This window comes from Kitasatospora sp. cg17-2, assembly GCF_054031055.1.
Genome location: NZ_CM132923.1, coordinates 4,430,282 through 4,453,782, shown reverse-complemented (window position 1 = coordinate 4,453,782; position 23,501 = coordinate 4,430,282). Strand labels below are relative to the sequence as shown.

25 protein-coding genes are annotated in these 23,501 nt (G+C 73.0%); 11 read left to right on the top strand and 14 right to left on the bottom strand.

Annotated features, from left to right (window positions below; translation table 11 throughout):
• Positions 1 to 27: 27 nt before the first annotated feature.
• The gene (locus ACW14Y_RS18625) at positions 28 to 1,107 is read right to left on the bottom strand and encodes a ScbA/BarX family gamma-butyrolactone biosynthesis protein (protein ID WP_456987724.1); all 1,080 of its coding nucleotides are present in this window, start codon (positions 1,105 to 1,107) and stop codon (positions 28 to 30) included.
• 361 nt (positions 1,108 to 1,468) lie between these two features.
• Between ACW14Y_RS18625 and ACW14Y_RS18620 the strand changes: the two genes are divergently transcribed.
• Positions 1,469 to 2,119, top strand: coding sequence for a ScbR family autoregulator-binding transcription factor (locus ACW14Y_RS18620; protein WP_380299897.1), 651 nt, complete (start codon positions 1,469 to 1,471; stop codon positions 2,117 to 2,119).
• On the opposite strand, the gene ACW14Y_RS18615 is transcribed toward ACW14Y_RS18620, so the two are convergent.
• The 4 genes from ACW14Y_RS18615 to ACW14Y_RS18600 all read right to left on the bottom strand — a co-directional run bounded on the left by ACW14Y_RS18615 (position 2,107) and on the right by ACW14Y_RS18600 (position 5,726).
• Positions 2,107 to 2,757, bottom strand: coding sequence for a ScbR family autoregulator-binding transcription factor (locus tag ACW14Y_RS18615; protein ID WP_456987722.1), 651 nt, complete (start codon positions 2,755 to 2,757; stop codon positions 2,107 to 2,109). The genes ACW14Y_RS18620 and ACW14Y_RS18615 overlap by 13 nt on opposite strands.
• 237 nt (positions 2,758 to 2,994) lie before the next feature.
• Complete coding sequence (locus tag ACW14Y_RS18610) at positions 2,995 to 3,204, bottom strand: acyl-CoA carboxylase subunit epsilon (protein ID WP_030393819.1); 210 nt, start codon at positions 3,202 to 3,204, stop codon at positions 2,995 to 2,997.
• Between the two features lie 78 nt (positions 3,205 to 3,282).
• Positions 3,283 to 4,884, bottom strand: a complete 1,602-nt coding sequence (locus ACW14Y_RS18605; RefSeq protein ID WP_266270037.1) for an acyl-CoA carboxylase subunit beta — start codon at positions 4,882 to 4,884, stop codon at positions 3,283 to 3,285.
• A 440-nt stretch (positions 4,885 to 5,324) separates the two neighbouring features.
• A complete protein-coding gene (locus tag ACW14Y_RS18600; protein WP_380303824.1) occupies positions 5,325 to 5,726 on the bottom strand; it encodes a PLD nuclease N-terminal domain-containing protein in 402 nt (133 codons plus the stop codon).
• Between the two features lie 131 nt (positions 5,727 to 5,857).
• Here ACW14Y_RS18600 and ACW14Y_RS18595 point away from each other — a divergent pair, with 131 nt between their 5' ends.
• Positions 5,858 to 7,315: a menaquinone biosynthesis decarboxylase gene (locus ACW14Y_RS18595; RefSeq protein WP_380303822.1), complete on the top strand. Its 1,458-nt coding sequence runs from the start codon at positions 5,858 to 5,860 to the stop codon at positions 7,313 to 7,315.
• Complete coding sequence (gene mqnP, locus ACW14Y_RS18590) at positions 7,312 to 8,217, top strand: menaquinone biosynthesis prenyltransferase MqnP (protein WP_380383413.1); 906 nt, start codon at positions 7,312 to 7,314, stop codon at positions 8,215 to 8,217. Before ACW14Y_RS18595 ends, mqnP begins: the two co-directional genes overlap by 4 nt.
• Positions 8,218 to 8,266: 49 nt before the next feature.
• On the opposite strand, the gene ACW14Y_RS18585 is transcribed toward mqnP, so the two are convergent.
• On the bottom strand, positions 8,267 to 8,479 hold the full coding sequence (locus ACW14Y_RS18585; protein WP_380303833.1) for a DUF4287 domain-containing protein: 213 nt from the start codon (positions 8,477 to 8,479) through the stop codon (positions 8,267 to 8,269).
• A gap of 43 nt (positions 8,480 to 8,522) precedes the next feature.
• Positions 8,523 to 9,161, bottom strand: a complete 639-nt coding sequence (locus ACW14Y_RS18580; RefSeq protein WP_456987719.1) for a DUF998 domain-containing protein — start codon at positions 9,159 to 9,161, stop codon at positions 8,523 to 8,525.
• Positions 9,162 to 9,530: 369 nt separating this feature from the next.
• Here ACW14Y_RS18580 and ACW14Y_RS18575 point away from each other — a divergent pair, with 369 nt between their 5' ends.
• From ACW14Y_RS18575 to ACW14Y_RS18565, 3 genes are all read left to right on the top strand, one after another.
• Entirely contained in the window at positions 9,531 to 12,071 is a 2,541-nt protein-coding gene (locus ACW14Y_RS18575) for a collagenase (protein WP_456987717.1), read from the top strand.
• A 117-nt stretch (positions 12,072 to 12,188) separates the two neighbouring features.
• Positions 12,189 to 12,668 carry an HIT family protein gene (locus tag ACW14Y_RS18570; protein ID WP_380383404.1) on the top strand — a complete coding sequence of 160 codons (480 nt, stop codon included), beginning with the start codon at positions 12,189 to 12,191 and terminating at the stop codon, positions 12,666 to 12,668.
• Positions 12,669 to 12,753: 85 nt separating this feature from the next.
• Positions 12,754 to 13,377 carry a DJ-1/PfpI family protein gene (locus ACW14Y_RS18565; RefSeq protein ID WP_380303814.1) on the top strand — a complete coding sequence of 208 codons (624 nt, stop codon included), beginning with the start codon at positions 12,754 to 12,756 and terminating at the stop codon, positions 13,375 to 13,377.
• A 19-nt stretch (positions 13,378 to 13,396) separates the two neighbouring features.
• Here ACW14Y_RS18565 and ACW14Y_RS18560 read toward each other — a convergent pair whose 3' ends face one another.
• Entirely contained in the window at positions 13,397 to 14,152 is a 756-nt protein-coding gene (locus tag ACW14Y_RS18560) for an alpha/beta fold hydrolase (RefSeq protein ID WP_456987714.1), read from the bottom strand.
• A gap of 41 nt (positions 14,153 to 14,193) precedes the next feature.
• Entirely contained in the window at positions 14,194 to 15,321 is a 1,128-nt protein-coding gene (locus tag ACW14Y_RS18555; protein ID WP_456987712.1) for a GNAT family N-acetyltransferase, read from the bottom strand.
• 89 nt (positions 15,322 to 15,410) lie between these two features.
• On the opposite strand from ACW14Y_RS18555, the gene ACW14Y_RS18550 reads away from it, so the two are divergent.
• Positions 15,411 to 15,785 (top strand): VOC family protein, encoded by a 375-nt coding sequence (locus ACW14Y_RS18550; RefSeq protein ID WP_030393830.1) that lies wholly within the window; start codon positions 15,411 to 15,413, stop codon positions 15,783 to 15,785.
• 73 nt (positions 15,786 to 15,858) lie between these two features.
• Here ACW14Y_RS18550 and ACW14Y_RS18545 read toward each other — a convergent pair whose 3' ends face one another.
• From ACW14Y_RS18545 to ACW14Y_RS18525, 5 genes are all read right to left on the bottom strand, one after another.
• Positions 15,859 to 16,857, bottom strand: coding sequence for an ABC transporter permease (locus tag ACW14Y_RS18545; RefSeq protein ID WP_380303807.1), 999 nt, complete (start codon positions 16,855 to 16,857; stop codon positions 15,859 to 15,861).
• Complete coding sequence (locus tag ACW14Y_RS18540) at positions 16,854 to 17,756, bottom strand: ABC transporter ATP-binding protein (RefSeq protein ID WP_456987709.1); 903 nt, start codon at positions 17,754 to 17,756, stop codon at positions 16,854 to 16,856. The genes ACW14Y_RS18545 and ACW14Y_RS18540 overlap by 4 nt, the downstream gene beginning before the upstream one ends.
• A gap of 24 nt (positions 17,757 to 17,780) precedes the next feature.
• On the bottom strand, positions 17,781 to 18,146 hold the full coding sequence (locus ACW14Y_RS18535) for a GntR family transcriptional regulator (RefSeq protein ID WP_380303831.1): 366 nt from the start codon (positions 18,144 to 18,146) through the stop codon (positions 17,781 to 17,783).
• Between the two features lie 141 nt (positions 18,147 to 18,287).
• On the bottom strand, positions 18,288 to 19,004 hold the full coding sequence (locus ACW14Y_RS18530; RefSeq protein ID WP_380383389.1) for an MOSC domain-containing protein: 717 nt from the start codon (positions 19,002 to 19,004) through the stop codon (positions 18,288 to 18,290).
• 66 nt (positions 19,005 to 19,070) lie between these two features.
• Positions 19,071 to 19,814, bottom strand: coding sequence for a cyclase family protein (locus ACW14Y_RS18525; RefSeq protein WP_456987706.1), 744 nt, complete (start codon positions 19,812 to 19,814; stop codon positions 19,071 to 19,073).
• A gap of 54 nt (positions 19,815 to 19,868) precedes the next feature.
• Here ACW14Y_RS18525 and ACW14Y_RS18520 point away from each other — a divergent pair, with 54 nt between their 5' ends.
• The 4 genes from ACW14Y_RS18520 (at position 19,869) to mqnE (ending at position 23,438) form a co-directional block, all read left to right on the top strand.
• Positions 19,869 to 20,534: a UbiX family flavin prenyltransferase gene (locus tag ACW14Y_RS18520; RefSeq protein WP_266270019.1), complete on the top strand. Its 666-nt coding sequence runs from the start codon at positions 19,869 to 19,871 to the stop codon at positions 20,532 to 20,534.
• Between the two features lie 129 nt (positions 20,535 to 20,663).
• Complete coding sequence (locus tag ACW14Y_RS18515; protein WP_030393837.1) at positions 20,664 to 21,125, top strand: Lrp/AsnC family transcriptional regulator; 462 nt, start codon at positions 20,664 to 20,666, stop codon at positions 21,123 to 21,125.
• A gap of 95 nt (positions 21,126 to 21,220) precedes the next feature.
• On the top strand, positions 21,221 to 22,183 hold the full coding sequence (locus tag ACW14Y_RS18510) for a threonine ammonia-lyase (RefSeq protein WP_380439394.1): 963 nt from the start codon (positions 21,221 to 21,223) through the stop codon (positions 22,181 to 22,183).
• A gap of 91 nt (positions 22,184 to 22,274) precedes the next feature.
• Positions 22,275 to 23,438, top strand: a complete 1,164-nt coding sequence (gene mqnE / locus ACW14Y_RS18505; RefSeq protein WP_380303796.1) for an aminofutalosine synthase MqnE — start codon at positions 22,275 to 22,277, stop codon at positions 23,436 to 23,438.
• Positions 23,439 to 23,501: the final 63 nt, after the last annotated feature.

Below are 23,501 nucleotides of genomic sequence, written 5' to 3'. Positions count from 1 at the left end.
GGGGGCGCCGGTCGGGCCGGTCCGGGTTCAGCTGGCGAGCGGCAGACCGCGGCGGGCGGGGGCCGGGGCGGCCGCGGACCTGCCCCCGCCGACCGGAGCACCGTCGGCCGGGGCGCCGGTCAGCCGGACCTCGGCCACCGTGCGGCCGTCCTGGACCAGGACGACCCGGACGGGCGTCCGCCGCCCGCCGGAGCCGTCCTGACCGGCCTCCGGCCCGGCCTCCCGGACGGCCCGCACCACACAGGGGCGGTCCGGCGCGATCGGGTCGTGGAAGGCCGTCACCAGGTCCACCGGCACCACCCGGTCCGGGTGGTGCAGACGCTGGGCGGCCTGCCGGGCGGCCTCCAGGACGAGCATCCCGGGCAGGTGCCCCGGCGCCGGGTCCATCGGGTCGAACAGCACCGGGTGGGCGGCGTCGGCGCGCAGCAGCCAGCTGCCGGGCAGCAGCGCGGGCCCGAGCACCACGTCGGCGGCCTGCTGGCGGCCCACCAGTTCCGGCGCGACGACCTGCTCCGGGATCCGCGGCGGGGCGGCCGGGCGGCGGGGACCGCGCAGCCGGTCGTAGGCGGCGGGGGAGAGGATCCGCAGGCCCCCGACACCCCGGCCGACCGGACGGCCGTCCCGTTCGATCTCCGCGTGCACCCGCAGCGCGACCAGCCGGCCGTGCCGCATCCGGACGTCGTGGCAGCTGACCCTGAGCATCAGTTCGGTGGGGGCGGCGCCGACCGCGAGGCCGTCGAGGCCGGCCGGGCCGAGGGTGTAGCCGAGTTCGTCGAGCACGGCGTGGTGGTCGTGGGGGACGCCGAAACCGGCGTGCCCGACCAACAGGGCGGCCTGCCTGACGGTTTCGGCCATCAGCACCGGGTCGTGGTGCCGGTCGCCGGGGAGTCGGTAGAAGCCGTGCAGCCGGGGCCACTGGGCGCCCAGCAGGAAGTCGTACGGACCGGTGGACTGCCAGCCGGTGATGAGCACTTCGGCGACCGAGGAGCGGTGGACCAGCTGACGGGAGACGGTCCGTTCGTGGAAGTCGTAGCGGCGCGGGCCCGGTTGGCCGGGGCCGGGGTGGGGATACGGAGCGTCGCCGTCCATCGCGGTGAACACTGGCATGACTGGCCCCACTCCCGGGTGTCGGTCGGCCGGCCGTGCGGGCGGCCTGCGCAAAACATACAGGCCACCCGGTTTCTGCTCCCCCTGCGGGGTAGTCGCCGGCGCGCACCCGGCGGGTTCACCGTACCCGTGTTCCGGCCTGCGGTAACGCCCGGGCGGCCCGCCCAGGACCTTGGGCGGGGGTCGGTCCCCTCTGGACGGCGGGGGCCGGGCAGGGGCTAGATTAGATACCAACCATGCGGTTTCGGGCGGGCGCGGCGCGCCACCGACGGTCCGCAGAGGCGCCGCACCATCGACGACGGCGCCGTGACAGCAACCGGGCGAGCCGGAGCTCGCCACGGCCGGGGGCCGGAGGGACCGAGTGGCCAAGCAGGAACGGGCGGGGCGGACCAGGCAGGCCGTGCTGCTCGCGGCGGCGGACACCTTCGCCGACGCGGGCTTCGAGTCGGCGAGCCTGGTCGACATCAGCCGCCGGGCGGGTGTCAGCAAGGGCGCGCTCTACTTCCACTTCGTCTCCAAGCAGGCGCTCGCGGACGGGGTCCGCGCCGAGGCCGCCGACACCATCGGCCTGGCCGTGCTGCGCGCGCTGCGCGGCCGGGGGCGGGCCGTCCAGGAGCTCCTCGACCTCACCCACGAACTGGCCCGGCTGCTGCGCGAGGACGTGGTGGTCCGGGCCGGCGTGCTGCTCGGCCTCGGCGGCCGCCCGGCCGGCTGCGGGGTGGGGGCGGTGGTGGCGCCGGCCGGGTCGCCGCCGGAACCCTCGGCGGACGCCTGGTGGAGCCTGACCGCCGTCTTCCGCACCCTGCTCGACCGCGCCGCCGCGGCCGGCGAGCTGCGGCCCGGGCTGGACCGGGAGCAGGCGGCCGGGCTGCTGACCACCCTGGCGGCCGGGCTGGTGCTGTTCGCCGCCGAGTCCACCGGCCGGCTGGCCGCCGAGGCGGTCGGTGGCCTCTGGACGACGGCGCTGCCGTCCCTCGTCCCGGCCGACCGGGTGGCGGACTACCGGATCTGAGGCGTGACCCGGTCCCGATCCTGGTCCTGGTCGAGGTCGAAGGTGTTCAGCCGGGCGAGGGTCCGCGGCTCGACCAGCCCGGGCAGCAGCAGCGTCCAGAGGTCGGCCATCCGCCGCAGCAGGTCCTTGCGGTCGGTCAGGACCTGCGAGCTGAGCTGGATGCCGGTCACCGCGCCGGTGATCACCCCCGCGGCCGCCGCCGGCCGCACCCCCGGCCGCAGCTCGCCGGCGTCCCGGGCCCGCTCCAGCAGCTCCCGCGCCGCGTCCGTCCAGCCCTGGTAGGCGCCGATCTGCGGCTGGGTGAAGGTGCCGTGCTCGATGGTCAGCCGGATCGAGGCGCGCAGCAGCGGGTCGTCCAGCAGTGAGTGGGCGAAGGCGTGCCCGAGGTCGATCACGGTCTGCATCGGGCTGTCGGAGGTGGGCTGCCGGGTGGCCAGCCAGGCGCCCTGGCCCTCGATCACGGCGAGCGCCAGCTCCTCCTTGGACGGGAAGTGGAAGTAGAGCGCGCCCTTGGTGACTCCGGCCCGGTCCAGGATCTCGGCCATGGTGGCGCCCGCGTAGCCGCGCTCGTCGAACACCTCGGCCGCGGCGCGCAGCACCGTCTGGCGGGTCGCCAGCGCGCGGGCCTGCCTGGCCATCGCAGCCTCCCTGGGGGTTCCGTTCGTCAGCTGCTGGATCCTACGGGGGCGGGCCGGGCGGCTGCCCGTGTACCGTCCGGTAGGGACCCTTTCGAGCCGTTTCGGGCGGCGGTGCGGAGTTCCGGCCCCCGCCCGCCCCCGCCGCCCGCCCCGGGAACGCCGTCGGCCTACCACCCCGGTACTGCGGGTGGTAGGCCGACGGCCGAGCGGTCTCCGTGCGGGCCCTCGGGCGAGGCGTCAGGCGGCCCACTGCCAGCTGACCGGCGAGAAGTACGCCGGACGGCGCTCCAGGCGCTGCCAGTTGGCGATCGGCTCGACCGGCGAGGAGGCGGCCGCCTGCTGGGCGGCCGCGGCGCGGGCCATCAGCACGGCGGTCAGGGCGGCGAGCTCCTCGTCGGAGAGCGAGCCGCGGACGATTCGGACGAGTGGTTCGGCGGAAGCGGTCATGGTCCGGATTTCTCCCGGCGTCGGTGGTGAGTGGGCGTCGTCGTGGCCGGCCGTACTGCTCGGGCCGGGCGGGCGTTGCTACATCGGAGGGTTGCCGTGCTTGCGGCTCGGCAGGTCCGCGTGCTTGGTGCGCAGCATCGCCAGCGAGGACGCCAGGACCTGGCGGGTCTCGGCGGGGTCGATGACGTCGTCCACGAGGCCGCGCTCGGCCGCGTAGTACGGGTGCATCAGCTCGCTCTTGTATTCCTTGATCTTCTGGTTGCGCATCGCGTCCGGGTCGTCGGCGGCGTTGATGTCCCGGCGGAAGATGACGTTGGCGGCGCCCTCGGCGCCCATGACGGCGATCTCGTTGGTCGGCCACGCGAAGGAGAGGTCGGCGCCGATCGAGCGGGAGTCCATGACGATGTAGGCACCGCCGTAGGCCTTGCGCAGGATCAGCTGGATCCGCGGCACGGTCGCGTTGCAGTAGGCGTAGAGGAGCTTCGCGCCGTGCCGGATGATGCCGTCGTGCTCCTGGTCGACGCCGGGCAGGAAGCCGGGGACGTCGAGCATGGTGACCAGGGGGATGTTGAAGGCGTCGCACATCTGGACGAAGCGCGCGGCCTTCTCGCTGGCGTTGATGTCCAGGACGCCGGCCAGCGACTGCGGCTGGTTGGCGATGATGCCGGTGACGTGGCCGTCGATCCGGGCGAGCACGCAGAGCACGTTGGTGGCCCAGCGCTCGTGGACCTCCAGGTACTCGCCGTGGTCGACGATCTCCTCGATGACCTTGCGCATGTCGTACGGGCGGTTGCCGTCGGCCGGCACCAGGTCGAGCAGGGTCTCGTTGCGGCGGTCCACCGGGTCGTCGTTGACGACGGGCGGGGGCATCTCGCGGTTGTTCTGCGGCAGCAGCGAGAGGAGGTAGCGGACCTCCTCGATGCAGGACTGCTCGTCGTCGTAGACGAAGTGCGAGACGCCGGAGACGCCCGCGTGGACGTCGGCGCCGCCGAGCCCGTTCTGGCTGATCTTCTCGCCGGTGACGGCCTGGACGACGTCCGGGCCGGTGATGAACATCTGGGAGGTCTCGCGGACCATGAAGACGAAGTCGGTCAGGGCCGGGGAGTAGGCCGCGCCGCCGGCGCACGGGCCGAGCATCACCGAGATCTGCGGGATGACGCCGGAGGCCCTGGTGTTGCGCTGGAAGATGCCGCCGTAGCCGGCGAGCGCGGTGACGCCCTCCTGGATGCGGGCGCCGGCGCCGTCGTTGAGCGAGACCAGCGGGGCACCGGCCGCGATGGCCATGTCCATGATCTTGTGGATCTTCTGCGCGTGGGCCTCGCCGAGCGCGCCGCCGAAGATCCGGAAGTCGTGGGCGTAGGTGAAGACCGTCCGGCCGTGCACGGTGCCCCAGCCGACGATCACGCCGTCGGTGTGCGGCTTCTTCGCCTCCAGCCCGAAGCCGGTGGCGCGGTGCCGGCGCAGCGGCTCGACCTCGCGGAACGAGCCCTCGTCGAGCAGGAGCTCGATCCGCTCGCGGGCGGTCAGCTTGCCCTTGGCGTGCTGGGCCTCGGTGGCCTTCTCGCTGGGACCCCGGCGGACCTGCTCGCGGAGTTCGTGCAGTTCCGCGACTCTTCCCCGGACGTCCGTGGGGATCTCCGGGACGTCGTCGTCGACCGGCGCCTGGTGCACAACCGTCATCTCGAACCACTCCAAAGGTGAGGGAACTGTCCGACAGCCAACGTCTGCGATGCCCCCGGCTGCGAATCACTTCTTCACTTATGACTGTACGAGGGGCCGCGCGCTGGTTTCGGCGTCGATTCCGTACAAGGTCGCGTCCGTTTAGATGTCAGGGCTGCACAGAAAGCGAAGCGTTTCAGCCCGTCCTGCCGGTAGCTGTTCGATTACCCCGAGCTGTCGTCCAGATGGCGGTCGGGTGAGCGTAACCTGAGGAAACGTGCAGGTCACAGCTGTCCCTCTGAAGGGCGGCCGGGCTTCCCGAGGGGGTGTCCGCGGGACGCCTGGTGCGGCGGTGAAGGCCGTGCCGACGGGCCGGTGGTGTCCGACCAGTCGTAGGGATGCACCAAAAAGACCGCAGCCCACCCGGTGGATGCCGGGTGGGCTGTCCGAGCGACACCGCCTCAGGCGCGACGCCCTTCGTCCGGGTCGTCCTTGCCGCGCAGCTCGTTCTCGCGGCGGCGCAAATCCGCCTCCCACTGCTTGAGCATGTCCTCGTGCTCGTTGTTGTCCTTCTTCAACGAGGCGAGGAACTCCGGGTTGTCGTCCGGCGCCACCGGCCGGCCGTCGCGCCGGGGGGCGTACCCCGGGCCGTCGGCGCCGCCGGCCGGAGCGGCCCGCAGCGCCCCGCGCTGCTTGCCGGCCACCAGCCAGGCGATCGAGCCGACCAGCGGGAAGAGCAGCACGATGATCACCCAGACCACCTTGGGCAGGTGCTTCACCTCGTCCTCGGGGGTGGTCAGGCAGTCGATGAAGGCCCACACCCACAGGGCGAGCGGGAGTACGAAGGTCAGGATCCTCAGCACGGCGGCGGTCTCCCCCGGGTGACGTCGGTGGCGGGCGCGTTCTCGTGGCGGCGGGCCGGCCCGTCGACCGGTGCCGCTCCGAGGGGGCCCTTGACACAGGCCAGGCTAGCGGGTGGCGGATACTGGCAGGCATGGCATACGACGATCTCCGCTCGTTCCTGCGGGCGCTCGACCGCGAAGGCGACCTCAAGCGGATCAAGGCGGAGGTGGACCCCTATCTGGAGATCGGCGAGATCGTCGACCGGGTGCAGAAGGCCAAGGGCCCGGCCCTGCTCTTCGAGAACGTCAAGGGCTCGTCGATGCCGCTGGCGATGAACGTCTTCGGCACCGAGCGCCGGCTCTCCAAGGCGCTCGGCCTCAAGGGCCCGGAGGAGATCGCCGACCGGATCTCCGGCCTGCTGAAGCCGGAGCTGCCGCAGGGCTTCACCGGCTTCCGGGACGCCTTCGGCAAGCTGGCCTCGATGGCCCACGTGCCGCCGAAGAGCGTGAAGTCCGGCGACGCGCCCGTGCACGAGGTGGTGCTCACCGGCGAGGACGTCGACCTGGACGCGCTGCCCGCCCTGTTCACCTGGCCGCTGGACGGCGGTTCCTTCTTCAACCTGGGCCTGACCCACACCAAGGACCCGGACAGCGGCATCCGCAACCTCGGCCTGTACCGGCTCCAGCGGCACGACCGCCGCACCATCGGCATGCACTGGCAGATCCACAAGGACAGCCGCAACCACGCCGCGGTGGCCGCCAAGCGCGGTGAGCGGCTGCCGGTCGCGATCGCCTTCGGCTGCCCGCCGGCCGTCACCTACGCGGCCACCGCGCCGCTGCCGGGCGACATCGACGAGTACCTGTTCGCCGGCTTCGTCGCGGGCGAGCGGGTGCGGATGGTGGACTGCAAGACGGTCCCGCTGCAGGTCCCGGCCGACGCCGAGGTGGTCCTGGAGGGCTGGCTGGAGCCGGGCGAGATGCTGCCCGAGGGGCCGTTCGGCGACCACACCGGCTTCTACACGCCGCAGGAGCCGTTCCCGGCGCTGACCATCGACTGTGTGACGATGCGCCGCCGCCCGATCCTGCAGTCGATCGTGGTCGGCCGGCCGCCGACGGAGGACGGCCCGCTGGGCAAGTTCACCGAGCGCTTCTTCCTGCCGCTGCTGAAGATCATCATCCCGGACATCGTCGACTACGACCTGCCCGAGGCCGGCGGCTTCCACAACTGCGTGATCGTCTCGATCGACAAGAAGTACCCGAAGCACGCCCAGAAGACCATGCACGCCATCTGGGGCGCGCACATGATGTCGCTGACCAAGCTGATCATCGTGGTGGACTCCGACTGCGACGTCCACGACTACCAGGAGGTCGCCTGGCGGGCCTTCGGCAACGTCGACTACAGCCGCGACCTCACCGTGGTCGAGGGCCCGGTCGACCACCTCGACCACGCCTCCTACCAGCAGTTCTGGGGCGGCAAGGCGGGGATCGACGCGACCCGCAAGCTGCCGGAGGAGGGCTACACCCGGGACGGCGGCTGGCCCGAGATGGTCTCCTCCGACCCGGAGACCGCCGCCCTGGTGAGCCGTCGCTGGAAGGAGTACGGCCTGTGAGCACCGCCGCCGCACTCCCCGAGGTCCCGCCCGGCAAGGTCAAGTCCTTCCTGCGGCTGGTGATGATCGAGCACTCGGTCTTCGCCCTGCCGTTCGCCTACATCGCGGCGCTGACGGCGATGTTCCGGGCCGACGAGCGGGTGCACTGGGGCGAGCTGTTCGTCGTCACGGTCTGCATGGTCGGGCTCCGGACCTTCGCCATGGCGGCGAACCGGATCATCGACCGGGAGATCGACGCCCGCAACCCGCGCACGGCCGGGCGCGAGCTCGTCACCGGCGCGGTGTCCCTGAAGACCGCGTACGTCGGCTCGGCCGTCGCCCTGGTGGTCTTCCTGGGCGCGGCCGCGCTGCTGAACCCGCTCTGCCTCGCGCTGGCGCCGGTCGCCGTGGTGCCGATGGTGGTCTACCCGTACGGCAAGCGGTTCACCGACTTCCCGCAGGCGATCCTGGGCCTGGCCCAGGCGATGGGCCCGGTGGGCGCCTGGCTGGCCGTCACCGGCACCTGGTCCTGGGACGCGGTCGTGCTCGGCGCGGCCGTCGGCATCTGGATCGGCGGCTTCGACCTGATCTACGCCTGCCAGGACGTCGCCTCCGACCGGGCGGGCGGGGTGCGCTCGGTGCCGGCCCGGTTCGGCGTCCCGGCCGCGATCCGCGGCGCGCGCGGCTGCCATGTGCTCACCACGCTGCTGCTGGGCTGGTACGCGGTGCTCACCGACGCGGGGCCCGCGTTCTGGATCGGCCTGCTGGTGGTGGCCGGGGCCTTCGTCTACGAGCACACCATCGTGAAGCCGAACGACCTGTCCCGGCTGAACCGGGCGTTCTTCCAGACCAACGGCTTCGTCGGCATCTCGCTGTTCTTCTTCGCGCTGGTGGACCTGGTGGTGCGCGGCCTCGGCATCTGAGGCCGCGCCCCCTGCGGCGCGGTCCGGAGCGGCGGTCCGGAGCCGCGGTCTACTTCCCGCCCTCGTCGAGCGTGTGCTTGACGAGGGCGTTCGCGTGCCCGTGACCGAGGCCGTGCTCGGCCTTGAGCCAGGCGACCAGCTCCATGTGCTTGGTCAGCGGGGAGGAGCGGATCAGCTCCTGCCAGTGGGCTACCGGCTGCCCGTACTTCTTCTCGATGGCGGGGAAGTAGCTGACGGGGCCGTTGGGGGCGGGGGTGGTCATGCGGTGCTCCTCGAAGTCCGTTCGGTCGTCCACTGGTCGATGATCATGACGCACGGAGCCCGATCGCGACAGCGGTCAGCCAGGCCAGTCCGAGCGCGGCGGCGAGGGTGAACGCCAGCACGGTGGCGCCCGAGGCGGCGAAGCCGAGCAGGACGGCGGCCGCGACCACGCGCGAGGCGAGGGCCCGGTGCCCGCCCAGGTGCCGGGCGAGGACGAGGAAGGCCGCGGACAGGGCGAGGAAGCCGACCGTCCCGCCGACCAGGTGCACCAGACCGTGCCCGCTCAGCTCCGTCACCCGGCCCTCGGGCGCCCCGACCGGGAACCCGGCCCCGGGGTCGGCGGCGAAGAACCCGTCGAGCACGAAGCTCGCCCCGAACACCCCGACCAGCCGGGGTGCCCAGGCGCTCCCGGGCAGGGCCCGGCGCAGCCCGACGGCGCCCGCGAGCAGCAGCGCGCCGGTGAGCAGGAACGCGGTCTGCTGGATCCACCCGAGCCCGCCGAGGCTCAACTGGCTGAGCGCGTTGCGGGTGAAGTCGAAGCCCTCCCTGGTCAGCCCGCCGACCACGCCGACGGCCAGGAAGAGGGGACCGGCGACCGCGCCGGCGGTCAGCAGCGGGCGGGCGGAGGGGGAGGCGAGGGCGCTGGAAGCGGTGGCGGTCCGCGCGGTCGTCGTGTTCGTCATGCCCGTAGGACCGGGGCCGGTGCGGAAACTCATCGGAGGACCGGATGTGACCCGCGTCACTGGGTGGCGGGTCGGGTCCGCCGCGCGTCCGGGGGCGCAGATCGGCCAGACCGGACGGTCCGCCGGTCGGTGCGGCCGCCCGGCTCGTGGTCCGACGCCCCCATTGCCGCCCGCCTGCCGATTCGTTCCGGCCGGAACCGTCGCAGGTCGGCCGTGCGGCGGGTGCCGGGTGCGGTGGGGTGGCTGAAAATCTCATGCAATATAACCTGTGACATTGTTCTGATCTCCAGACGATGACAGGATCCACGCCGATCTCCTTCCTTCAGCCCGACCCCAACTCGGGCTGCCCCCACTCACGAAGGATTCGGCGTGCTCCTGCGCACCAGACTCTCCATGCTCGCAGCCGGCGTCGTCGCCTGTTGCGCCACGGCCACCGCCGTGCTGCCGACCCAGGCCTTCGCGGCGCCCCCCGCCGCCGCCACCAGCGCCGCCACCACCGCCGGCTCGGCCCCGGCCCCGGCCCCGGCCCCGGCCTCCGCCGGCCCGGTGGGGCTCACCGCCCCGACCGCGACGACGGGGTCCGAGGACCTCGCCGAGCCCACCGCCGCACAGCCCCCGGCACTGATCGGCGCGACCCGCCTGAACGATCCGGCCGAGGCGGGCGCCCCCGCCGCGTTCAAGTCCCTCGCCGTGCAGAGCTGCACCCCCGCCGACTTCGCGGCCCGCACCGGGGCCGACCTGGTCGCGTTCGTCAAGAGCTCGACCGTGGACTGCGTCAAGTCGCTGTACACCAGCGGCAGCGCCGACCCCAGCATCTTCCAGCAGTCCCGGATGCTGTCCGTCGCGGCCGCCCTCAAGGACCTCGCGGCCGGCTACGGCGGCGACAACTCGACCGGCATCACCCAGCTGGTCAAGTACCTGCAGGTGGGCTACTACATCCAGTTCTACAACCCGGCCCAGGCCGGTCCGTACACCGCAGAGCTCACCACCGCCGTCACCTCCGCCCTGGACCCGCTCTTCGCCGGCACCCGGTGGCGCGACGTCACCGACGCCAACGGCAGCGTCCTCAAGGAGGTGGTGTGGCTGACCGACAGCGCCAACGTCCAGTCGCGCTACGCGGGCGCCTACAAGCGGATCCTGGACGAGTTCGACAACAGCTACAGCGCGTCCCCGCAGATGATCAGCGCCGTCAACTCCGTGCTGTTCTACCCGCTCTGGTCCGGCTACCGGAACGCCGACTTCGTCCGGACGCTCGCGGCCGATCCCGGCCTCGTGAACTCGCTCGCCGATTTCGCGCTCAAGCACCGGGACCTGCTCGGTGGGCCCAACGCCGTCCTCGACACCAACGCGGGCAACGACCTGGCCCGGTTCGCCGGAACCAGCCCCGCCGCCGAGACCGTGGCCAAGCCGCTGGTCAAGAAGGTGCTGGACTCCGCGCCGCTGCTCACCCCGTACGGGGCGCTGTACGTCTACACGGCCGTCCAGGCCGCGTACTACAACGGCGGCCAGTGCTCCTACTACGGCATCTGCAACCTGCCGGCCAAGCTCACCTCGGTGGTCCTGCCGAACCAGCTGGTCTGCGACAACCGCACCCTGCGGGCCCAGGCCCTGTCGGCCGCCGAACTGGCCACCGCCTGCGAGAGCCTGCGCAAGCAGGACGCGTTCTTCCACGGCCTGGTCAAGGACAACGGGCCGATCCCGAACCAGTACGCCAAGACCGTCACCTTCGGGATCTTCGCCAACAAGACCGACTACACCACCTACTCGTGGGCGATCTTCGGCAACAGCACCGACAACGGCGGCCAGACCCTCATGGACGCGACCGACCCGAACAAGCAGGCCGTGACCGTGATGTACCAGAAGGCCTGGAACGTCAGCGACCCCGCCCGGGTGTGGAACCTCAACCACGAGTACACCCACTACCTCGACGGCATCTACGACATGAAGGGCAAGTTCGCGACCCAGACCTCGGTCCCGGACCTCTGGTGGATCGAGGGCCTCGCCGAGTACGTCTCGTACACCTACCGCGGTGCCACCGACACCGACGCGATGGCGCAGGCGGCCAAGCACACCTACCCGCTCAGCACCCTCTTCCAGAGCACCTACGGCAACTCGGACTCGACCCGCACCTACCCGTGGGGCTACCTGGCCGTCCGGTACATGGTGGAGAAGCACCCGGCCGACGTCCAGGCCATGCTGGAGCGTTTCCGGGTCGGTGACTACCCGGGCGGCTACGCGGTCTACAACGGTGTCGGCACCTCGTACGACGCCGACTTCGACGCCTGGCTCGACGCCTGCGCCGGCGGCGCCTGCTACGCGACCGGCCCGACCGCGCTGTTCGACACCGCGGTGAACGGCGCCACCGTCAGCGTGAGCGAGCGGTCCGTGCAGACCGGCCCCGGCCGGATCACCGCCTGGCACTGGAACTTCGGTGACGGCAGCTCCTCGGACGAGCGCAACCCGAGCCACACCTACGCGGCGGCCGGCTCCTACACCGTCGCCCTCACCACCACCGACAGCAACGGCCGGAGCGGCACCACGCCGACCACCGTCACCGTGAGCGCGCCGCCGGTCGCCCTGCCGACCTGCACCGACGCGCGGAACGACGCGATGGGCCAGAACTGCTCCCGGGCCGGCCGGGCCGCGATTGCCGGCAACTCCGACTACCTGTACATCTACCTGCCGGCCGGCACCACCACGCTGAAGGTCACCACCACCGGTGGCACCGGCACCGCGCACCTGTACTACAACGCCGACACCTGGGCCTCGCCGACCGCCTTCACCGCCTCCTCGACGGCGACCGGCACCACCCAGTCCGTCACCGTCACCAACCCGACGGCCGGCTACCGCTACCTCAGCCTGTACGCCGTCACCGACTTCAGCGGCGTCACCGTCACCACCCAGTTCTGACACCCGCGGTCCGACACCGCCTCGGAACCACGCGCCCGGCCGGGACCTCCCGGCCGGGCGTTCCCGCGTCCGCACGGGCCCGATCGCCCGCCGACGGGGGGCCGTTAGCATCGGCCCGTGATCGACAACGACAACGACTGGAAGTCCGACCGCGTCGGCAGCGCGCTGCGCGGGGAGAACCCCACCGTCCTCCGGCGGCTGGAGTCCGGGTTCGCGGTGATCGGGGACGTGCAGTTCCTGCCCGGCTACGCGATCCTGCTGACCGACCAGCCCGGCGTGCAGCGGCTCTCCGACCTGCCCCGGCCGCGTCGGCTGGCCTACCTGGAGGACCTCGACCGCCTCGGCGAGGCCGTCGAACGGGCCTGCCGCGCGGCCGATCCCGCGTTCCGGCGGGTCAACCTGGAGATCCTCGGCAACACCGACCCGATGCTGCACGCCCATGTCTGGCCCCGCTACGACTGGGAGCCCGCCGACCTCGTCCGGCTGCCGGTCTGGCTCTACCCGCGCGACCGCTGGACCGACCCGGCGCACGCGCTCGCCCCCGCCCACGACCCGATCCGCGCGGCCCTCGGCGCGGAGTTGGATGCGCTCCGGTAAAGGCCAGTGGTGCAGACCACTCGTTCTCGTGAATCCGCTGCCCAGGGACGGTACGCGGAGCCGACTCGCCTCTACGCTGCGGGACATGGACATCGTCATCCTGCTCTTCGACGACTTCGAGCCGCTGGACGCGATCGGCCCGTACCAGGTGCTCGGCCATCTGCCGGGCGCCACGGTGCGGTTCGTCTCGGCGGGGGAGAAGGGGGTCGTGGCCGACAGCATCGGCGGGATGCGGCTGGACGTGGCCACCGGCCGGGCGGAGGTCGGGTCCTGTGACGTCCTGATCGTCCCGGGCGGGCACGGCACCCGGCCGCTGATGGCGGACGCCGCGCTCCTCGACTGGCTGCGCCGGACGCACGCGACCACCCGGTACACCGCCTCGGTGTGCACCGGCGCGCTGCTGCTCGGGGCCGCCGGGCTGCTCGACGGTCTGGACGCCACCACCCACTGGGCGGCCGCCGGCGAACTCGCCGCCCACGGCGCCGCCTACCTCCCCGAGCGGGTGGTGCGGCAGGGGCGGATCGTCACCGCCGCCGGGATCTCCGCCGGTATCGACATGGCGCTGCACCTCGCCGCCCTGCTCAGCGACGAGACCACCGCCCGGGCGATCCAGTTGCACGCCGAGTACGACCCGATGCCGCCCTTCGACAGCGGCTCCTGGGCCAAGGCCTCGCCCGCCGTCCGGGAGCGGATCCGGCAGCTCGGCTAGCCGCCGGACCCTCCCGGCCCTACTCGCGGAGGAAGGCCTCCAGGGCGGCCGCCAGGGCGACCGGGGTCTCGTGCATCGGGTAGTGGCCGCTGCCGGGCAGCTCCGCCACCTCCGCGTTGGGGTAGTGGGCGAGGAAGGTGGCGCGCATCGCCTCGGCGGTCAGCAGCAGGTCGTGCTCGCCCACGAACACCCGGACCGGCGCCGGGTGCCCGGCGACCCGCTCCACCAGGTCGGCGGTGGTCCAGTCCCGGACGTAGCCGCCGAAGGCCTCCCGGGTGGACAGCTCCAGCGAGCGGTCCACCATCAGGTCGAGCCAGACCCGGCCGGCCCGCCGCCCGGTCACCAGGTCCAGGATCTCGTAGCGCTTCGCCCGGTCCTCGGCCGCGCCGTAGAACAGCGCCTCGCCGTCCGCGTCCATCGGGTACGGGCCGGCCGGAACGGGCGCCAGCCCGGCCAACTTCCGCACCCGCCCGGGCGCCTGGGCGAGCACCTGCTGGACGGCCTTGCCGCCCATCGAGTGCCCGACCAGCGAGAACTCCGGCCAGCCGAGCTGGTCGGCCAGTGCGAGCGCGTCGTCCGCGATCTCGGCCAGGGTGTAGGCGCCGGCCACGTCCTTGCGGTCGCCGTAGCCCCGGTAGTCGAGGAAGGCGTAGCTGAACGCGGCGCCGTCCAGGTAGTCCGGGAACGGGCCCCAGCCGGCGCTGGTACCGAACCAGTCGTGCAGGACCAGGACCTTGTGGGCGCCGGAGCCGACCAGGCGGTGAGGGATCGTCATACCGGGACTGCTGCCCACCGGCCGGGCGGCCGAACCGCCGTTCAGAGGGCCCGGTGGTAGGCGATGACCTTCTTGCCGTCGACGCTTCGCTCGCCCGCCTCGGTGAACCCGGTCCGGGCGAGCAGGGCGCGGGAGGCCTGGTTGTCCGGCGAGCTCACGGCGGTGACCGAGCTCAACCCGTAGTCCCCGGCGGCCAGTCGGAGGACCTGCTCGACCGCGGCCCGGCCCACGCCCTGGCCGGTGTCGGCCTCCGCCACCCGGTAACCGAGTTCGGCACTGCCGTCGGCCACGTCCACCAGGTTGACCCGGCCGACGATCTGGCCGTAGCTGTTCAGGACGACGTGGAAGTGGCAGCGGCCCTCGGCCTGTTCGGCGAGCAGCGCGCGGTGCCGGTCGGCGAAGCCGTCGGGGGTGAAGTAATCGTCCCCCCGGTCGGGCACCGAGTCGGCGAAGAAGCCCCGGTTGTCCTGCTCGAACGCGAGGACGCGGCCCGCGTGTTCGGCCGTCAGCCGCTCCAGGGTGGGGCCGGGGCCGAGCCGCGGGGCCTCCGGGTGGTACAGCCGCTGGCGCCCGGGTTCGTAGTGGCTCAGGTCGTCGCTCTCGCCCAGCACCTCGCCGGTGCCGACCAGGACGCCCGAGGCCCGGCCGAGTCCCTTGAGGACGCCGCCGCGGCCGTCCGGGTCCGGGTGGGTGTACGGCAGGCCGGCGCCGAGTTCGACCGAGCGGGCCGAGATCCGGCCGAGGATCTGGGAGCCGTGGCCGAGCAGGCTGTCGCCGAGCACCTCGGCGCCGTCCATCAGCCGGACCCCGTCGCCGACGGTGATGCTCTCGTGGGCCCCGGCGAGGATCCGGGTGCCGCCGTCGCCGATCAGCGAGCGGGCGCCGACGGTGATGCTGCCCCCGTCGGCGGCGGCGATCCGGGTGCCGCCGTACAGGACGTTGCCGGGGCCGAGCACGCAGCGGCTCCGCTCGTCGCACTCGATCACCACGCCCGGGTGGAGCACGTTGTCCGGCCCGATCTCCACCCGCCGGGAGACGATCACCGAGAACGGGTCGAGCACCGCGACGCCGTGCTCGGCGAGGTCGAGCAGTTCGGCGGGGGTCAGCAGCCCGCGGTCGCGGCGCAGTCGGTCGAGGCGCGCGTGCACGGATTCGTCCGGAGTGGTCATCCGAGCATGTTTACGATCTTCGGTCGGCTTGTCCAGCACGGCCACCGGAGCCCGCGGCCGCCGACCCGGACCCTCCCGAAGGAGCCCCGATGATCGGCCGGTTGCAGTGCGTCGTGCTCGACTGTCCGGACCCGGCCGCGCTGGCCCGGTTCTACGCCGGGCTGCTCGGCGGCGAGGTGGACCGCCCGGACCCGCGCTGGTCGCTGGGCGAGGACTGGTCGACCCTGCACACCCCCGACGGCCGGGTGCTCTGCTTCCAGCGGGTCGCCGGGTACCGCCCGCCGCGCTGGCCGGACCCGGAGCACCCGCAGCAGGTCCATCTGGACGTCGACGTGCCCGACCTCGCCACCGCCGACCCCGCCGTCCGGGCCCTCGGGGCGACCCTGCTCCAGGACGCCGGCGGCTGGCTGGTCTACGCGGACCCGGCCGGCCATCCGGTGTGCCTGCTCCCGGCGCGCCGCTGATCCCCCTGGTGCGGCGGGCCGGGGAGGGGCATCCGGAGGGGCGGGCCGGCCCCGTGCCCGGCCCGCCCCGGCCTCAGGAGATCCGGCGGACCCGGCGGACGGCGACGGTGACCAGCAGGACGGTCAGGGCGAGGAAGATCCCGGTCTCGATCGCCTGGAAGGTCCAGAAGCGGTCGGCCGGCTGGTACTCCTGCCAGTTGGTGTGCGGGCCGGGGCCGTACTCCTGGGCGATGCGGGCCAGGCACCCGGCGCTGCCGCCGTCGGGGCCGCCGCCGGCCTCGGGGCCGCAGCCGATCCGGCCGTCCGGGAGGACGAGCGCGCCGGTGCCGTTGCGGACACCCTCCTGGTAGATCCAGGAGCCGGCGAAGCGGTTGGCCATCAGCGGGCTGTCGATCGCGTAGGTGAGCGTCCTGGCCGGCAGGAAGTACGGGCGGGCGAACAGCTCGACCGCGGCCCGGACGGCGATGAACGCGGTCAGCGAGATGCCCATCGCGGGCAGCACCCGGCGGGCGAGCGTGCCGGCGAGGATGCCGAGCGCGACCGCGAACAGCGTGTACCCGACCGGCGCGGTGCCCTGGACGTCGAAGACCAGGTAGCGGAGGCGGCCGAGGCCGTTGTCGGCGAGCGGCCGCAGCCACCAGGCGGCACCGAGCGCGTAGCCGACGGACAGGACCAGGGCGACCGCGCCGACCAGGCCGAACTTGGTGAGGATCCACCGCCGGCGGCTGATGCCCTGGGTCCAGACCAGCCGGTGGGTGCCGTTCTCGACCTCCCGGGCGACCAGCGGGGCGCCGAGGAAGACGCCGGCCAGGACCGGCAGCAGGACCAGGAGCACGGCCAGGAAGGCGGTCGAGTCGTACTTGTTCCCGAAGCGCTGGCTCAGCGCCTCGCAGCCGCCGTTGTCGACGAGTTCGGCGTGGCCCAGCGCGCGCAGGCAGGCGCCGAGGCCGGAGTCCTGGAAGGTGGAGCGCATGGCCAGGCCGGTGGGGACCAGGACGGCGGCGAGCGCGAGGAGCGCCGCGGCCGTCCACAGGGCCTGCTTGCGGTGCTGGCGCCAGGTCAGCCAGATCATGCGGCCACCTCCGCGGCGGACGGGCCGGTGCTCGGACTCGCCGAGGCGCCGAGGTGGGCGAGGACGAGGTCCTCCAGGGTGACCTCGTGCACGGTCCAGCGGCTCTCGTCGACCGGGCCGTCGGTGCGGACGAGCAGGGTGGACTGCCGTTCGGTGTGGCTGGCCCGGATCACCTCGGCCACCCCGGGGACGGCGGCGCCGTCCGGGGTCCTGGGGCCGATCAGCCGGCAGTGCGAGGCGAGCAGATCGTCCACCGGGGCGGAGAGCCGGACCTGCGAGGTGTGCAGCAGCACCAGGTGGTCGCAGACCCGTTCGAGGTCGTTCAGCAGATGGGAGGAGAGCAGCACGGTGGTGCCGTACTCGCCCACGGCGCCCATCAGGGCCTGCATGAACTCGTGCCGGGCGAGCGGGTCCAGCGCCGCCACCGGCTCGTCGAGCAGGAGCAGCCGGGGCCGCTTGGCCAGCGCCAGCGCCAGCGCGACCTGGGCCCGCTGGCCGCCGGAGAGCCGGCCGACGCGCTTGTCCAGCGGGAGGCCGAGCCGGGTGAGCCGGTCGCGGGCGATCGAGTCGTCCCAGCCGCGGGGGTTGAGCCGCCGGCCCATGGTGATCAGCTCGGCGGCGGTGAAGTCGGGGTAGAGCGGGGTGTCCTGGGCGACGAAGCCGAGGTCGGCCCGGGCGTCGGGGTCCTTGCGCGGGTCCCGTCCGAAGACGCGGACCTGGCCGGTGTCGGGCCGGAGCAGGCCGACGGCCAGGTGGAGCAGGGTGGACTTGCCGGCGCCGTTGGGCCCGACCAGGGCGGCGATCCGCCCGGCCGGGAGCTCCAGCGAGCAGTCCCGGAGTGCCCGGGTCTGCCCGTAGCGCTTGCCCAACGCCTCGGTGTGCAGAGCGACTTCCGTCATGGTGTTCTCCCCCAGGAATGACTGTCAGGCCGGTGCGGCGCCGTCGGTGGGCGGCCGGTCCGGGGTGGCTCGCAGGGTGGTGTCGACGAGTGCGGTGATGTCCTCGCGGGTGAGTCCGGCGGTCTGCGCCCGGTGCAGCCAGGCCACCAACTCCGCCCGCAGTTCGGCCTGCTGGGCCAGGGCCGGTCCGGCCAGGGTGCGGACGAGGAACGTCCCGACCCCGGGCCGGCCCTCGGCGAGCCCTTCCAGCTCCAGCTCCCGATAGGCCTTGAGCACGGTGTTGGGATTGATCGCCAGCGCCTGGGCCACGTCGCGCACCTTGGGGAGCCGGTCCCCCGGTCGCGCGAGTCCGACCCGCAGCGCCTGCTTCACCTGCAGGACCAGCTGCATGTACGTGGCCACCCGCGAGCGGCCGTCGAGCACGAACTCGATCACCAGTTGTTCTCCTGTCCTACGACAGTAAGACAGGATAGGCGTACGTCAGTCAAGTGGCGAAGCGGGAGAGTGAATTGACGGACGGTGGGGTGACGGTCAGCCGATCGTCAGGGTGTCCCCGACGGCGAGGCGTCCCGGGGCGGCGACCTCGGCGAGGGCGTCGAGCCGGGTGTCGTGGGCCTGGGCGATCGCCTTGAGGATCTCGGGGGCGTGCGGCAGGCCGGGCTGCGCGACGGTCACCATCGCGCACCGTTCGCTGGCGCGGACGAAGGCGAGCCGGGCGCCCGAGCGGGCGCTTCCCCGGGCCTCCCGGCCGAACCAGGTGTCCTCGCTGAACGGCGGGGTGCCGGGCGGGGTGCGCAGCAGGATGTTCGGGCGGAAGCGGCGGACGTCGACGGCGGCGGTCGGCACGGCCCGGGCGACCCAGTCCAGGGTGGCGGTGGTGAGCACGCTGACCGGGAGCTGGTCGAAGTGGGAGACGGCGTCCTCGCGGGCGAGTTCGACGTCCTCGCGCTGGAGGTAGGCGCGCAGGAAGGCGGTGGGGTCGAGGACCGGCTGCCCGAGCGGGTCGAACAGCTCGGGGCCGTCGAGCCGGTGGCCGAGCCGGGAGGAGAGGCGCAGCAGGCCGTCCATCCGCCGGAAGCGGCGGGTGTTCTTGCCGGAGCCGAGCTTGCCCTGGCCGTCGCGCACGGCGTAGAGGCGGTCGCCCGCGAACCCGCGGTCGTCCACCTCGACGGCGTCGAGCCGCTCGCCGCCGGTGGATTTCACGGGGTAGCGCCAGAGCTGCTCGACGACTCCGATGATCTCTGCCATGGCCGGACAGCGTACCGCCGCCCGCCGATGATGGTCTAGACCAAGTGCCGGAGTCCGGCGAGGGGTTCACCCCAGACGGGCCACCGCCCGGACCGGAGCCCCGTCCGCCGCGACCAGCCGGAGCGGGAAGAGCGACACCTCGACCGCCCGCCCGGCCTCCTGCGCCGCCAGCAGCGGCCGCAGATCGGTCAGGTTCTCCGCGATCACCCCGCCGCCCGGCGCCCCGAGCAGCACCCGGTGGGCCGCCAGCGTGGGCTCCTCGGCGGCGGGTTGGTCGTGCTCGTCGGTGAGGTCGGCGAGCAGCGCCGCCACCGCCGGGTCGCCCGGGCCGGGATCGGGGGTGGGGTCGACGCTCAGCGCGTCCACCCCGACCGTGCGGACCCCCGCCGCCACGATCGCCTCGGCGGCCCCGGCGGTCAGCGAGGGGTGGGCCAGGTAGGTGTCGGTGCCCCAGTGCCGGGCCCATCCGGTGGCGAGCAGCAGGACGGTGCCCTCGCCGACCAGCTCCAGGGCGGGCGCGAGCTGCTCGGCGGTCACCTCGGCGCGCGGCTCCAGACCGCGCAGGTCGGCCACCACGGCCGGGCCGGTGAACCGCTCCAGCGGCAGGCCGTCCAGCGTCGGCCAGGTGACGTCCACGTGGTACGGCGCGTCCACATGGGTGCCGGACTGCGAGCCGAGGTGCACGGCGAGCACGTTCACCCCGGCGGTGGCGGTGGTGAGGGCGGGCTCCAGGAGGACGGTCGGATCGCCGGGGTAGACCGGCATCGCGGTGGTCACCTGGTGGGTCAGGTCGACGAGGGTCGGGGCCATGCGGCCATCCTCCCAGGGCGGGCCGGGGCGGGGTGGGGATAGAAAGGAAGCACTATGGAAAAGCCTGAGCAGCCCGTGCGCCGCCCCTGGATCGTCGGGGTCTCCGGCGCGTCCGGCACCCCGTACGCCGCGTCCGTGATCCGCGCCCTCCTCGCCGCCGGCGAGTCCGTCGACCTGGTGGTCAGCCGCGCGGCCCGGCTGACGATCCTCGACGAGACCGGTATCGCCTTCCGGGACGCGCACTGGCGCGCGGACCTGGCCTTGTGGCTGGGCGCGGCGGCGGAGGACCTGGAGGACGTCCGGTACTGGCCGGCCGGGGACTTCGCGGCCGGGCCGTCCAGCGGCTCGTACCCGGCGAAGGGGATGCTGGTGGTGCCCGCGACCACCGGCGCGGTGGCCGGGATCGCGCTGGGCCTCAGCAAGGACCTGCTGCAGCGTGTGGCCAGCGTCACGCTCAAGGAGCGGCGTCCGCTGGTCGTCTGCGTCCGGGAGGCGCCACTCAACGGGGTGACGTTGAAGCACTTGGTGGAGCTGGACGCGCAGGGCGCGGTGGTGCTGCCCGCCTCGCCCGGGTTCTACGCCGGCGGCTCCACCGTCCGCGAGCTGGTGGACTTCGTCGCCGGACGGGTCCTGGACGCCGTCGGCGTGCCCCACACGCTGTACCGGCGCTGGGAGGGTGAGTTGGGCGGGGCGGCGCGCGCGGCGGAGCGACCGGCCTGAGGGGGAGTGAGGAGCCGCAGGACGGGAGAGTATGTTCTCTGCGATATCCGGGTTGGTGCGAGCACGGCGCCTTTGAATCCGGATAATGATCTGTGGGTCTGGTGAGGTTCGGAAGGACGCGGACGGTATATGGACACGGTGGACAGACAGCTCATCCAGGCGCTCCGGGAGAACGGCCGCGCGTCCTACGCCGAGCTGGGCCGGCTGGTCGGCCTCTCCGGCCCGAGCGTCACGGACCGGATCAACCGGCTGGAGCAGGCCGGTGTGATCACCGGCTACCGCGCGACGGTCAACCCGGCCTCGCTCGGCTTCGGCGTGACGGCCCTGATCGGCCTCCAGCTGACCGACGCGGCGGACCACGAGGACGTCGCGTTCCGGCTGAAGGACCTGGGCGAGGTCGAGGACTGCTGGTTCATCGCCGGCGACGACTCGTACATGCTCAAGGTCCGGGTGCCGGACGTCGAGGGCCTGGAGTCGGTGGTGAAGCGGATTTCGGGCACGAAGGGTGTGGCCCGGACCCGGACCACCGTCGTACTCTCCACCAAGTGGGAGAGCCGGGTCAGCGAGCTGCCCTTCGCCGACGGCGAGTAGCCGCGGCGAGCGACCGCCGCGGCGGGTGACGGCTGCGGCGAGCGACCGCCGCTGGGCGGACCGGACGAACGAGAGCACACGGGGGAGTGGTGGACATGGCACTGGTCGGTCTGGAGGAGCTGCGCGCGGCCCGGCGGCGGATCGAGGGGGTCGCGGTGCGCACCCCGCTGGTCCCCGCCCCCTGGGCGGCGGACGGCGAGCGCCGGCTCTGGCTGAAGCCGGAGAACCTCCAGCCGACCGGGGCGTTCAAGACCCGGGGCGCGTACAACCGCCTCGCCGCGCTGAGCGAGGACGAGCGCGCCCGCGGCGTGGTCGCCCAGTCCAGCGGCAACCACGCGCAGGCGGTGGCGTACGCCGCGCAGCTGCTCGGCATCAAGGCCGTGATCGTGATGCCGGACACCTCGCCGGCGGTCAAGGTCGAGGCCACCCGGTCGTTCGGCGCCGAGGTGCTGCTGGTGTCGCCGGAGCAGCGGGACGTGGTGCCCGGCGAACTGGCCGAGCAGCACGGCTACGTCTGGGTGCCGCCGTACGACGATCCGTTCATCATCGCGGGCCAGGGCACGGTCGGCCTGGAGATCGCCGACGACGCCCCGGCGGAGCTGGACACGGTGCTCGTGCCCGTCAGCGGCGGCGGGCTGATCGGCGGCACGGCCGCCGCGCTCAAGCTGACCCGCCCCGGGGTACGGGTGATCGGCGTCGAGCCCGAGCTGGCCGCCGACGCGCAGGCGAGCCTGCGGGCCGGCGAGCGGATCACCTGGCCGGTCGCCGACACCTACCGGACCATCGCCGATGGTCTGCGCACCCCCTCGGTGGGCGTGCTGCCGTACGAGCACATCACCGCCTACGTGGACGACATCGTCACCGTCACCGAGGACGAGATCCGCGCCACGGTGGCGCTGCTGGCCCGGCGCGGGCGGATCGTCGCCGAGCCGTCCGGCGCGGTCGCCCCGGCCGCGTACTTCCACCGGGCCGCCGGGACCGGCGGGCGGGCCGTCGCGGCCGTCGTGAGCGGCGGCAACATCGAGCCCGCGCTGCTCGCGGAACTCCTGGCCGGCTGACCCGCTCGGGGCGGCTGCCCGCGAGTCGTCGCCGGTGGGGGCGTACGCTCGTTCCGGCAACGATTCGAAGTCGGAGGAGGCGGGGCACCGCATGGACGCAGGACTCAAGCGCGAGCTGGAGGCGAAGGTCTACGCGGGGGAGCGGCTGACCCGGGAGGACGGGATCGCGCTCTACGAGAGCGACGACCTGGCCTGGCTGGGCGGGCTCGCCCACCACGTGCGGACGGTGAAGAACGGCGATGTCGTCCACTTCAACGTCAACCGCCACCTCAACATGACCAACGTGTGCAGCGCCTCCTGCTCGTACTGCTCGTTCCAGCGCAAGCCGGGCGAGAAGGACGCGTACACGATGCGCATCGAGGAGGCCGTCCGCCTCGCCAAGGCGATGGAGGTCGACTCCCTCACCGAGCTGCACATCGTCAACGGCCTCCACCCCACCCTGCCGTGGCGCTACTACCCGCGCTCGCTGCGGGAGCTCAAGGCCGCGCTGCCGAACGTCTCGCTCAAGGCCTTCACCGCCACCGAGATCCACTGGTTCGAGCGGATCAGCGGCCTGTCCGCCGACGAGATCCTGGACGAGCTGATCGACGCCGGCCTGGAGTCGCTGACCGGCGGCGGCGCGGAGATCTTCGACTGGGAGGTCCGCCAGCACATCGTCGACCACGACACCCACTGGGAGGACTGGTCGCGGATCCACCGGCTCGCCCACAGCAAGGGCCTCAAGACCCCGGCCACCATGCTGTACGGCCACATCGAGGAGCACCGCCACCGGGTGGACCACGTGCTGCGGCTGCGCGAGCTCCAGGACGAGACCGGCGGCTTCCAGGTCTTCATCCCGCTGCGCTTCCAGCACGACTTCCACGACTCCAAGGACGGCGTCGTGCGCAACAAGCTGATGGCGCGCACCGAGATGGCCACCGGCGCCGAGGCGCTGAAGACCTTCGCGGTCTCCCGGCTGCTCTTCGACAACGTGCCGCACGTCAAGGTCTTCTGGGTGATGCACGGCGTCACCACCGCCCAGCTGGCGCTCAGCCACGGCGCGGACGACATGGACGGCTCGGTGGTCGAGTACAAGATCACCCACGACGCGGACAACTTCGGCACCCCGAACAAGCTGGGCCGCGAGGACCTGCTCGACCTGATCCGGGACGCCGGCTTCCGCCCGGTCGAGCGCAACACCCGCTACGAGGTCATCCGCGAGTACGACGGCCCCGACCCGGCCCGCCGGGAGACCCCGCAGGCGATGCGCCTCTGACGCACGCTCCGCCGCCCCGGCCCCCGCGGCCCGGGCGGCGGGCCTTCTTCACCGGGCCCGCAC